The following is a 12,192-nucleotide window of genomic DNA, read 5'->3' as shown; positions in this document are numbered from 1 at the left end:
ATCAGCATTCTTCCTGAAAGGCGTTGTTCTCCAGCAGGCGCGCCGTCAAGGTCGCCTGCCCGTTAAACCGTGCGCAATAGCGTCGCTGACCGCCATAGTCGGTCAGGGCCCGGTAAGAAAAACGAGGGTGCAAAGAGGGCATTACGTTCTTGGGTAAAACCCGTTCAACCTGTTCGCCCGGCGCCAGTAACAGTGACTCTGCGACCTGAACACCATCGATGTGCAGTGCTTGCAGCGAAGCGTGATAAGGCGTGGGGTTGTGGACTGTCAGCACCACGCTGGCCGACTGGTTTGAAGTCAACGCCCACAACAATGCACTGGCAGTGTCGGCCGGATCTCCGGCAAGTCCGGGGGGGCGATAGAACACATTGATGCGCTGACGCACAGCAATATTCAGTTGTCGAACGCCGTTCTGGCGGCGGGGCACCTCGAGCACGTACAGATGCAACAACGATTCACGCTCCTGCGGCATGCCTGCGCCCTGATACAGCACACGCAGCACCTGCCGGTCGCCAGCCGACAGGCGCGTCAGAGGTGGAGTGACAACAAAGGGCAGCGACCTGCGTTCAGCCGGCAACCTGTCGCCGTCATCACGTGCATCGCTCAGCCAGGTCTGCACGAGTGCCTCGGCCTTGCCGCGATTGCGCACCTCGATACTCACCTCGTGATACCGGCCATCGAAGATCAGCCGCGTTCCACTGAGCGCTATCGCCCCTTGCGCCGCGACGCTGCTTGCCAGAAGCACCACCACCAGCAGCCTGCGCACCTGAACAATCATGCTCATTGGCAGACCACCCTGATTCGCTCGTAGGCACGGGCAGGGTCTCTGGGCGGCAGTACGAATGCAGCCTGACACCGTTGGTCGGACCAGCGCACGCTCAGGCTGCCGCTGTCCCGGTCGCTGAGCACCAGCGCCTGACTGCCAGGATCGACCACCGCCAGCGCCCTGCCCTGCTCATCCTCGACACTGGCACCCAGCGGCACGTTGCTGCCATCGGCGCGCACCAGTTCAAACTGGACGCGCCGCCCCACAGCCGCCTTGAAGCGCACCACCGGCATCGCGCCCCTGCGCGGCACGACCTGGGTAATGGCGTTATCCAGGTCGACATCAGCGCCCAACTGTCGGGTGTCCAGGCTGACCCAGTTGGTCCGATAGGCTTGCGCATACGGCAAAACCGCATAGCCATTGGCTGCGGTTGCAACGTTGGTGTAGGACTTCAAGCGGGCACCGCTGACGTCCGGCACCTGAACCAGGGCGAAGGTTTCACCCAGCGTTTGCCCCAGGTTCACGCCACCGGCATGCGCCACCAGCGAACCTGCTGCGGACAGGGTCAACGCGTCGTAGTCCTGACCCTGACTGTAACCGGCCTCGAAACGACCGAAACCGGTGGTGGTGTTGATTTTTCCTGCGCCGAAACTGCCGGAGTTGCTGTCGTTGCCGGCCTGAACCGAATAGAACGTATCGCGATCTCCCAGCACCTGACCGTTGAGCCCGGCCTGAGCGTTGTAATCGCCGGAACTGTCACGCACCGCATTGAACGACAGGCGCGACGAGCCGGGGCTTGATCCGAGCGGCACGGTCACGCTCAAGGCAATGCGATGGTCGGTGCTGGCGTCACCGTCACGCCCGAAATCCTCGTTGCGCTCGATGGACAGGCTGTAATTGACGGTGTGCCAGGCGGCGTTATAGGACAGGTAAAGTTGCCGCGTCTTGCCCGGCAGGTTCCAGTAACGCTGCTCGGAAGCGGTCAGGCTCAATGACGCGGCCTGCGCGGGCAGTATCTGAGTGACGCTGAGCTCCAGTCGATCGCGAGCCAGGCCGGTGCTCGTCACTCGCCTCTGTGGGTCGGTGTCGCTGACATGCTGGCTGAGGGTGCGATATTCCTCGGTCGAATAGCGATAACCGGCCACTGCCAGCGTGGTGTCGGTCACGTCCAGCGTATTGGCATAACGCATCCGCAGGCTTTGCCCGCTACGCGATTGTTGGTCCGGTTGGCTGACGGAATGGGTGACGTCCAGCGACACAGCGCCCAGCCCGGTATTGACCCCTGCGCCCATGTTCGCCGCTTGATAATCTTCGGCCAGCTGTACGCCGCCGAACCCGGTGATCCCCTCGGAAAGGCCGTAGATCAAGGCTGCGCTGGTAAAGCCCGGAGAGGCCTGAAGCGCATCGTTGCTGTCTACCTGGCCAATCGCCAGGCTGTAGCGCAGGGATCCTGACGGGACCATGATCGGCAACGAGGCGTAAGCCTGAGTGAAGGAACGTACGCGTCCATCGGCTTCGATGACCGACACCGACAAGTCGCCATTGGAACCACTGGGGTAGATATCGGTGATTTCAAAAGGCCCGGGGGACACACTGCCGCTGTAAAGCAGAAAGCCGTTCTGACGAACTTCCACCGTCGCGTTGGTTTCAGCGATGCCACGGATGACCGGGGCGTAAGCGCGCTCGCTGTCAGACAGCATGCCGTCGTCAGAAGCCAGCGCCGCCCCCTGAAAACGCACGCTGTCGAAGACCTGCGAGTCGGTAAATGTCTCGCCCACGGTGAACTGGCTTTTAAGGGCCGTGATGTCGCGCTGCGCGAAAGTACGATTACTGCGATAACGCAAAGGCCGATCACTGCTTCGCACCACTGAAGACTCATTGCGCAGTCGCCATGCACCGAGGTTCAGGCCATTACGCAGCCCGAGATAATACTGATCGGTTTCCAACCCTTTGTTGCGTCTTCTGCTGCCATTGAAGTTGTAATTGATAAAGCCCGCCGTTTCGCCCTGCTCCCAGAGTTCCGGCGAAACATAACCGCGGGTGCCGCGTGACATGAAAGCCTGCGGAACACTGATAGTGAGTCGCAACGCCGCCGGCTGATAATCGACGCGCGCAAACTCGACACGCCCAGGCAGATCAACACAGGCCTGATCAGGCTGTGCCGTATCCGCCGGCAAGCGACTCAGGTCCAGACCAAAGCCCTGGAGCATCTCTTGCGACAGGCAGGGTTCTATAAGACCTGACGCCTGATTTTTTGAAAACGTGATATCCCGCCTGCCACTCAGCGTGCGATTGACGTAGATATCCACCCGATAAGTACCGGGCAATACGCTGTTGCTGCGTAGAAACTCCTGAAGGTCAGGCGGCTGATCACTGCCTTGAATGAAAGCCGTATTGAATTTGACCGAACCGTCGCCTTGCGCGGTGCCGGGCGATGCGGCAAATGCGCTGACCGAAAACATCAGGCTCAGCCCCAGGCCGATGCCCAACGGGTCACATCGGCACAGGCCGAGGACATAACGTCGGGGGTAAGGGAGCACGAACCTTGCAATGGCTCCCTCATTATCTTTTTTGCGCCATTCCATAGCGGTCTTCACTCTACTTCGGCTGTCGCGCGCGCCGCGCAATCCTTTTACACAGACGCAGGTCTGCCGGGCCGACCTGTCGCCGGAGCCCAACGGTTTGAATAGTGAACGCTGACATTTGATACTGCTGACTATCGAGGCATGACCTTGCTGGCATAGCCCGACTCGTGATTGGCAAGTGTTGCGCGATAAGGCACTTGTCCGCCGTAATCATTGATACTGACAAAACTCACCACCAGCGGTGCCCCCCCCTTTTTGCGCAATAACGGGATGTGCAGACTCTGCTGCGGCGCCAACATCTGACTCTCGATACTGGCCAGTTCGACGTCATCCTGACGCACGGAAATCTTCAGCATGGAAACATGATAAGGACCTGGATTTTCGACTTGCAGACTGTCGTTATTCCCCGTTTTCCAGTTCAACTGCTCGGGTGCTTGCAGTGGATCACCCGGCATTCCGTCAGGCCGGAAAAAGACTTTTATGCGCTGACGTATTGCGATCTGCAACGTGTTCTGCGCAGCAGTCTGGGGTATTTCCTGAACATTGAGCCACAGTACCGACTCGCGATCGGTGGGCATGTCGGTACCGGAATGAATAATGCGCAGCAGTTGCTTGCCGCCGCCGGCCATGCGCGTCAGTGACGGCGTTACGATAAATGGCAGGCGCTGGGTGGCTGGGTCATTGCCAGTGGCAAGTGCCGGCGCTTCGAGCCAGGACTGCAGGAGAATCTCTCCCCCGCCACTGTTGTGAACGCCCAGACTGACCTCCTTGTCATTGCCTTGGTAAATAACCCGTGTGGTGTTCAACACAATGCCCGCCTGAACAGAGGCGCACCATGACACCATCGCAACACCTACCGCAGCGCGAAAAAAATCAGAATACATACGGGTGTTCGCCTTGAATTCGATAGAGGACAAGGCGGGCCAGGCCCGCCCTGCCCGACACGGTTACTCGTAATCCATCACGAACGGCAGGAAGCCGTCGGCATTCCCCGGATTGGTCGGTGTGCCATTAAGCACATAGACCGCACCAAAGTTGATCTCGGCAGTAGCGCCGCTGACACCATCCTTGATCAGCGTGGTATCGATGGTTTCAGTACCACTCAGATCCATGAGTACGCTCGATGCATTGAGCAGGCCGATACCTACGCCATCCGCCGCCCCGGTGGTGCGCAGAAGTTTGGCGTCGTTATTGTCCAGACCGCTGCCGTTACGGGCAGTCAGGCGCATCTTCACCATGTTGTACTGATCGGCACCCGCGCTGCAGTTGACCAGCAACTGAATAGGCATTGCCGTTTCAAACCGGTTTTCGCTGGAAACGCCGATATCGGAGAAGGACACGTTCCCCAGGTCGACATTGATTTCACCCGGATTGGTGCCCGCGCTGACGCCCGCCCCAGGACCTACATCGCAGGATATATTGGTCAGTGTTCCGTTAAAGATGATTTTACCGTTGTTCGCAGCACTGGCAGTACCTGCCATACCAAAGCCCATTACGCCCAGAACTGCCAATGTAAGAGAAAGCTTTTTCATGCTGACTACCTTCCTTGTGTTATTTCGTGTGTGCCCACTATCGGACGGCCAGCACTATAGACTCCGGTCTTTTTAACCGCTGTCAGGCCGATAACTTTTAACCCTCGGAGAACACAACACAACGCGCAGGATGGGTCTGTAGGAATTGACACAACTGACAGGCAGATACCCTCAGGCAACCCATAACAAGGCGTAACTAGGCCAGCACACCATTACGCTGTCGGTATTATTTGCGAGGCGGGCGTATCAGACAACAAACTGTCCCACCTTGGTGTGTGACAGTCCGAAAGAGAAAGGCATACAGATGCGCAGTTACTGGTAGCTTAGCGTAATAACTACAGCGTCGGGCCGAGCATCGCCGCCTGTCTGAGCGGTGACCGGTATGGCCTGATAGTGCGCAACGAACGGCACAGCCTGATCGCCGCAAGCGTTATGTTCGGTGTTGACTCGCATGTTGACGCCCGGCGCAACTTCCAGCACTCGCGAATGCGCATCAGAGGTAGTGACGTCACTGCGTGAAACACTGCAACTGCTGTTGACAATACTGCCATGCAGGCTCAATACGCCGTCTTTCGCCCATGAAAAAGTAGGAGCAGCCAGCAACGGAATCGCCACGATTGCAGCCATGACACCTTGATGAAGGGACAGGGTTTTCAAGACACTTTTCCAAACCGGTTTTTGACTGTTCATGGCGTTCTCCATTCATAGGCTCATACAGTGAGTAAAGTTGACGGGAGAATTAACTGCCAGACGCTTGCCAAGGAAAATGTAGGAGCCTTCCTAGGAATTTATAAACATCTGGACAAATATCCCTTCAACATAGATATCGCCCGATACTGACTTTTCTTGACTGGACGCCATGCCCGGTGGAGGCTTTCTGACAAACCTGACAGCTGAAAGTCATTCTGCTGACCGGGTTTGCAGGCTATAAGGAAGCAGACAAAAAATATGACTCCCGTACCGACATTTGGCGTTTTCTTCATATGCGCAGATCGACCCTGACCGTTACCGCTGTAGCCCTGCTGATCACCTGTGCGGCAATCGCCGGCTGGAAGCTGACACGCCCTGCCACCCTTGCGAAAAATGTCAGCACAGCGGTGCCGGTCAAGGTCATCACCGTGAGCATGGAGGACGTGCCTCGTTTCGTGACGGGTATCGGCTCGGTGCTGTCCCTGCAAAGCGTGGTGATCCGCCCCCAGGTGGACGGCGTGCTGACCCGCGTACTGGTCAGGGAGGGTCAACAGGTCAAGGCCGGCGAATTGCTGGCCACGCTCGACGATCGCTCCATCCGCGCCTCGCTGGAACAGACCCGCGCCCAGCTGGCGCAGAGCAAGGCGCAGCTGGACGTCGCGCAACTGGACCTCAAACGCTATCGTCAGCTCACCGAAGACAACGGCATTTCGCGTCAGACTTTCGATCAGCAACAAGCGCTGGTCAGGCAACTGGCGGCCACTGCGCAAGGCAACGAGGCCAGCATCAATGCTGCGCAGGTGCAGCTTTCCTACACGCAGATTCGTTCACCGGTGACGGGCCGGGTCGGCATTCGCAATGTCGATGAAGGCAACTTCATGCGTGTCAGCGATGCAGAGGGATTATTTTCGGTCACGCAGATCGACCCGATTGCCGTCGAGTTTTCCCTGCCACAGCAAATGCTGCCGACACTGCAAGGGCTTATTGCCGCGCACAGCGCTGCTGCCGTCAAAGCCTATCAGGGCGATGGGGCAACCAATGGCCTGCTGCTGGGTGAAGGCACGCTGTCGCTGATCGACAATCAGGTGTCGGCAACCACCGGCACAATCCGCGCCAAGGCCCGGTTCAAAAACCCCGGCGAACAGCTTTGGCCGGGGCAACTGGTCACCGTGAAGATTCAGACCGGTATCGAACTCAACTCGCTCAAGGTGCCACCCCAGGTGGTACAGCGCGGCATTGACCAGCACTTTGTCTATCGGGTCACGGCCAATAACAAAGTGGAAGTGGTACCGGTCAAGGTTTTGTATCAGGACAGCGAGCAGACATTGATCAGCGGGCCGCAGGCTGGCGACGTGCTGGTCAGTGATGGCCAGTCGCGATTGAGGCCGGGTTCGACGGTGGAAGTGGTCACCGCACCCGCCCCGGAAGTTGCGAGCGTGCCCGTGGAGCTGGCACGATGAATGGCCGCGGTTCGGTCTCGGCATGGTGCATCGACCACCCGGTCGCCACGCTGTTGTTGACCTTCGCGATAGTGCTGCTGGGGGTCATTGCCTTTCCGCGCCTGCCAATCGCGCCGTTGCCGGAAGCGGAATTCCCGACCATTCAGGTGACCGCGCAGCTTCCCGGTGCCAGCCCGGAAACCATGGCGTCCTCGGTTGCGACGCCGCTGGAGGTGCAGTTCAGCGCGATACCCGGCATGACCCAGATGACGTCGAGCAGCGCGCTGGGGTCTACCAACCTGACCCTGCAATTTACCCTCAACAAGAGCATCGACACCGCCGCCCAGGAAGTCCAGGCAGCGATCAACACGGCGGCAGGACGCCTGCCCGCCGACATGCCCAGCCTGCCGACCTGGCGCAAGGTCAACCCGGCGGACAGCCCGGTGCTGATTCTGAGCGTCAGCTCCAGCCTGATGCCCGGCACCGAACTCAGTGACGTCACCGAAACCATTCTGGCGCGCCAGCTCAGCCAGATCGAGGGCGTAGGCCAAGTGTTCATCACCGGCCAGCAACGCCCGGCAATCCGCGTGCAGGCCGCCCCGGAAAAACTCGCGGTGCTGGGCCTGACCCTGGCAGACATCCGCCTCGCTGTGCAGCAGACCAGCCTTAACCTGGCCAAAGGTGCCTTGTACGGCAAGGACAGTATTTCGACCCTCTCTTCCAACGACCAGTTATTCAAACCGCAGGACTACGCGCAACTGATCGTTTCCTACAAGAACGGCGCTCCCGTCCAGCTCAAGGACGTCGCACGAGTGGTCGCAGGCTCGGAAAACGCCTACGTCAAGGCGTGGTCCGGCGACCAGCAGGGTGTCAACATCGCCATCTTCCGTCAGCCCGGCGCCAACATTGTCGAGACCGTGGACCGCATCCAGCGCGAACTGCCACGCTTGCAGGAGATGCTCCCGGCCACTGTCGATGTATCGGTGCTCAACGACCGTACCCGGACCATTCGTGCCTCGCTGCATGAAGTGGAAATGACACTGCTGATCGCGGTGTTGCTGGTGGTCGCGGTCATGGCGCTGTTTCTGCGCCAGCTCTCGGCCACACTGATCGTCAGCGCGGTGCTCGGGGTGTCGCTGATTGCCAGCTTCGCGATGATGTACCTGTTCGGCTTCAGCCTGAACAACCTGACGCTGGTGGCTATCGTGGTTGCGGTCGGGTTCGTGGTGGACGACGCAATCGTGGTGGTCGAGAACATCCACCGCCATCTCGAAGCCGGGCAAGGCATGCGCGAGGCGGCCATAAAAGGCTCGGGGGAGATCGGCTTTACTGTCGTGTCGATCAGCTTCTCGCTGGTGGCCGCGTTCATTCCGCTGCTGTTCATGGGCGGCGTGGTCGGGCGGCTGTTCAAGGAGTTTGCGCTGACGGCGACAGCGACCATCCTGATCTCGGTCGTCGTCTCCCTGACCCTGGCCCCGACGCTGGCGGCCTTGTTCATGCGTGCACCCACCCACAACCCGAACCAAAAGCCAGGGTTTGGCGAACGATTACTGGCCTCCTACGAGCGAGGCTTGCGCAAGGCGCTGGCCCATCAGCGGCTGATGCTCGGCGTGTTCGGCTTGACCCTGGTGCTGGCAGTGGTCGGTTACGTGCTCATACCCAAAGGCTTCTTTCCGGTTCAGGACACCGCTTTTGCACTCGGGACCACCGAAGCCGCTGCCGATATTTCCTACCCGGACATGGTCGAAAAACACCTGCAACTGGCGAAAATCGTCGGCGCGGACCCTGCGGTGCTGGCGTTCTCTCATTCGGTGGGGGTGTCGGGCAGTAACCAGACCATCGCCAACGGCCGTTTCTGGATCTCGCTCAAGCCGCAGTCCGAACGTGATGTGTCAGTCAGCGAGTTTATCGACCGCCTGCGCCCCAAACTGGCCAGGGTGCCGGGCATTGTTCTGTACCTGCGCGCCGGGCAGGACATCAACCTGAGCTCCGGTCCGAGCCGCAGCCAGTATCAGTACGTGCTCAAAAGCAATGACGGCGCGCTGCTCAACACCTGGACGCAACGCCTGACCGAAAAGCTGCGCAGCAACCCGGCGTTCCGCGACATGTCCAACGACTTGCAACTGGGCGGCAGCGTGACGCACATCGATATCGATCGCAGCGCCGCAGCGCGCTTCGGCCTGACCACGGCCGATGTCGATCAGGCGCTGTACGACGCTTTTGGCCAACGGCAGATCAGCGAATATCAGACCGAGGTCAACCAGTACAAGGTCATCCTCGAACTGGATGCCCAGCAGCGCGGCAAGGCCGAAAGCCTGGCGTACTTCTACCTGCGCTCACCGCTGACCAACGAAATGGTGCCACTGTCGGCGCTGGCCAAGGTCGGCGCGCCACGCATGGGACCGCTTTCGATCAGCCACGACGGCATGTTCCCGGCGGCCAACCTGTCATTCAACCTCGCTCCCGGGGTCGCACTGGGCGACGCGGTGCGCATGCTTGATCAGGCCAAGATCGAGATCGGCATGCCGGCCGCGATCATCGGCAGCTTTCAGGGTGCGGCGCAGGCGTTTCAGAGTTCGCTGGCCAACCAGCCGTGGCTGATTCTCGCGGCGCTGGTGGCGGTGTACATCATTCTGGGTGTGCTTTACGAAAGCTTCGTGCACCCGCTGACCATTATTTCCACCCTGCCTTCAGCGGGTATCGGCGCGCTGTTGCTGCTGTGGATGATGGGCCAGGACTTCTCGATCATGGCCCTGATCGGTGTGGTGCTGCTGATCGGCATCGTCAAGAAGAACGGCATTCTGCTGGTGGACTTCGCCTTGCAGGCGCAGCGCGAACAGGGCCTCACGCCGCAGGAAGCGATTTATGAGGCCTGCATCACGCGCTTTCGACCGATTATCATGACCACCCTCGCCGCGCTGCTGGGCGCGCTGCCGCTGATGCTCGGTTTCGGCGTCGGTGCCGAGTTGCGCCAGCCGCTGGGGATCGCCGTGGTCGGCGGCCTGCTGGTCAGCCAGATGCTGACGCTGTTCACCACGCCGGTCATTTACCTGCAACTGGAGCGGTTGTTTCATCGCCGCCACCCGGCACCTGGCGCACCGGCGCTGGCCCTTCACAAGTGAGAATCGCCCGATGCGCGTGCTGATCATCGAAGACGAAGAGAAAACCGCAGACTACCTGCGCCGTGGCCTGACCGAACAGGGCTATACGGTGGACGTGGCCCGCGACGGCATCGAAGGCCTGCATCTGGCCCTGGAGAATGACCACGCAATCGTCATTCTCGACGTGATGCTGCCGGGGCTCGACGGTTTTGGCGTGTTGCGTGCACTGCGCGCGCGCAAGCAAACGCCGGTGATCATGCTGACCGCTCGCGAACAGGTCGATGACCGCATTCGCGGCCTGCGCGAAGGTGCCGACGATTACCTCGGCAAACCGTTTTCGTTTCTGGAACTGGTCGCCCGCCTGCAGGCCCTGACCCGTCGCAGCGGGGGCCACGAACCGCTGCAGATCACCATCGCCGACCTGTGGATCGACCTGATCAGCCGCAAGGCAACCCGCGCCGGAGCACGACTGGACCTGACCGCCAAGGAGTTTTCGCTGCTCAGTGTGCTGGCCCGGCGTCAGGGCGACATTCTGTCCAAAACGTCAATCGCCGAGATGGTCTGGGACATCAACTTCGACAGCGACACCAACGTGGTCGAAGTGGCGATCAAGCGCCTGCGCGCCAAGCTCGACGGTCCTCACGAGCACAAACTGCTGCACACCATTCGCGGCATGGGCTACGTGCTGGAGAACCGCAGTGCGGGTTGATTCGATTGCCCTGCGCCTGAGCGGCCTGTTTGCGCTGGTCGCGCTGGTGGTTTTCCTGCTAATCGGCTGGGCCTTGTACCTGCAGGTCGACAAGAGCCTCGACCTGCTGCCGCGCGCCGAAGTGGATGCGCGCTACAGCGTACTGGAATCGGCCATCGGGCGTTTCGGCAATCCCGAGCACTGGAGCAAGATCAAGGCAAAACTGGAGTTGCTCAGCGAAGAAGACAAGCGCCTGCGTTTCTGGGTCGTCAGCGACAACCCGCTGTACGAATTCGGCAACCCGGACCCGAACATTCGCCGATTCGCGCAAGGCGCGCCGGGCATGCATGACCTGAAGCTGGCCGATCACCCGTTCGCCTTCAAGGTGCTGGTCAGCGAATTCCCGGCCAAGGAACAGCGTCCGGCGCTGCGTTTTCTCACCGCCATCGACACCGAAACCTTCTGGCACACCCAGCACTCGCTGCTGGTCGCGCTGATCAGCCTGGCCACACTGGGCGTGCTGCTGGCGTCGGCGCTGGGTTACTGGGTGGCGCGCATCGGCCTGCGCCCGTTGGCCAGCCTCTCGCAGGAGGTCCAGAAGCTGGCCCCGCCACGCCTGTCCGGGCGCCTGCAACTGTCACCGCTGCCACCGGAGCTCGAGCAGTTCGTCGCCTCGTTCAACTCCACGCTGGAACGCGTCGAACAGGCCTACTCGCGGCTGGAGTCGTTCAACGCCGATGTGGCCCACGAACTGCGCTCGCCACTGACCAACCTGATCGGTCAAACCCAGGTGGCGCTGACCCGCGGCCGTTCCGCCGAGCATTATTTCGAGGTCTTGCAATCCAACCTTGAAGAGCTCGAACGCCTGCGTTCGATCATCAACGACATGTTGTTTCTGGCCAGCGCCGATCAGGGCACCAAGGTCAAGGCGCTGACCTGTGCGTCACTGGCCGAAGAAGTGGCGACGACGCTGGATTACCTGGACTTCATTCTGGAAGACGCACAAGTGCAGGTTCGGGTCCAGGGCGATGCCAGCGCACCAATTGAAAAACCTCACCTGCGCCGCGCCCTGATCAACCTTCTGCATAACGCCGTGCAACACACCGAGGCCGGGCAGGTAATCGAGGTCAGCATCGAGTCGCGCGAGGCGCATGTGAGTATCGGCGTGACCAATCCGGGCGCGCAAATTGCCCAGGAACATCTGCCCAGACTGTTCGAGCGCTTTTATCGGGTCGATGCCTCACGCAGTAACAGCGGTGCCAATCATGGCCTGGGGCTGGCCATTGTCAAAGCAATTGCATTGATGCACGGCGGCAGCGTATTTGTTAACAGTGCACACGGGGCCAATACGTTTGGTATCCAGCTTCCTCGCTGAGAACCGGAAAAAAAAC

At 60.1% G+C, this 12,192-nt stretch carries 9 protein-coding genes; 4 read left to right on the top strand and 5 right to left on the bottom strand.

The annotated features are described in order from the left end of the window. Position 1 precedes the first annotated feature (1 nt). The 5 genes from QRN38_RS10000 to QRN38_RS09980 all read right to left on the bottom strand — a co-directional run bounded on the left by QRN38_RS10000 (position 2) and on the right by QRN38_RS09980 (position 5,573). The gene (locus QRN38_RS10000) at positions 2 to 784 is read right to left on the bottom strand and encodes a fimbrial biogenesis chaperone (RefSeq protein ID WP_024667519.1); all 783 of its coding nucleotides are present in this window, start codon (positions 782 to 784) and stop codon (positions 2 to 4) included. Then, positions 781 to 3,351: a fimbria/pilus outer membrane usher protein gene (locus QRN38_RS09995; protein WP_081025437.1), complete on the bottom strand. Its 2,571-nt coding sequence runs from the start codon at positions 3,349 to 3,351 to the stop codon at positions 781 to 783. The genes QRN38_RS10000 and QRN38_RS09995 overlap by 4 nt, the downstream gene beginning before the upstream one ends. 131 nt (positions 3,352 to 3,482) lie before the next feature. After that, positions 3,483 to 4,235 (bottom strand): fimbrial biogenesis chaperone, encoded by a 753-nt coding sequence (locus QRN38_RS09990; protein ID WP_007244884.1) that lies wholly within the window; start codon positions 4,233 to 4,235, stop codon positions 3,483 to 3,485. 63 nt (positions 4,236 to 4,298) lie between these two features. After that, positions 4,299 to 4,883 (bottom strand): fimbrial protein, encoded by a 585-nt coding sequence (locus tag QRN38_RS09985; RefSeq protein ID WP_007244885.1) that lies wholly within the window; start codon positions 4,881 to 4,883, stop codon positions 4,299 to 4,301. 312 nt (positions 4,884 to 5,195) lie between these two features. Then, positions 5,196 to 5,573: a hypothetical protein gene (locus QRN38_RS09980; RefSeq protein ID WP_024667515.1), complete on the bottom strand. Its 378-nt coding sequence runs from the start codon at positions 5,571 to 5,573 to the stop codon at positions 5,196 to 5,198. A gap of 293 nt (positions 5,574 to 5,866) precedes the next feature. On the opposite strand from QRN38_RS09980, the gene QRN38_RS09975 reads away from it, so the two are divergent. The 4 genes from QRN38_RS09975 to QRN38_RS09960 are packed head-to-tail and all read left to right on the top strand — an operon-like array spanning position 5,867 to position 12,176. Then, positions 5,867 to 7,033 (top strand): efflux RND transporter periplasmic adaptor subunit, encoded by a 1,167-nt coding sequence (locus tag QRN38_RS09975; RefSeq protein ID WP_007244886.1) that lies wholly within the window; start codon positions 5,867 to 5,869, stop codon positions 7,031 to 7,033. Next, positions 7,030 to 10,134 carry a multidrug efflux RND transporter permease subunit gene (locus QRN38_RS09970; protein ID WP_057418523.1) on the top strand — a complete coding sequence of 1,035 codons (3,105 nt, stop codon included), beginning with the start codon at positions 7,030 to 7,032 and terminating at the stop codon, positions 10,132 to 10,134. Before QRN38_RS09975 ends, QRN38_RS09970 begins: the two co-directional genes overlap by 4 nt. Positions 10,135 to 10,144: 10 nt before the next feature. Next, entirely contained in the window at positions 10,145 to 10,822 is a 678-nt protein-coding gene (locus QRN38_RS09965; RefSeq protein WP_005764042.1) for a heavy metal response regulator transcription factor, read from the top strand. Beyond that, entirely contained in the window at positions 10,812 to 12,176 is a 1,365-nt protein-coding gene (locus tag QRN38_RS09960) for a heavy metal sensor histidine kinase (RefSeq protein ID WP_057418522.1), read from the top strand. Before QRN38_RS09965 ends, QRN38_RS09960 begins: the two co-directional genes overlap by 11 nt. Positions 12,177 to 12,192: the final 16 nt, after the last annotated feature.

It is taken from the genome of Pseudomonas sp. CFBP2511, from assembly GCF_030209255.1.
Taxonomy (GTDB): Bacteria; Pseudomonadota; Gammaproteobacteria; order Pseudomonadales; family Pseudomonadaceae; genus Aquipseudomonas; species Aquipseudomonas avellanae.
Note: the sequence above shows the minus strand (reverse complement) of the source record. Positions and strands in the feature narration are given on the sequence as shown.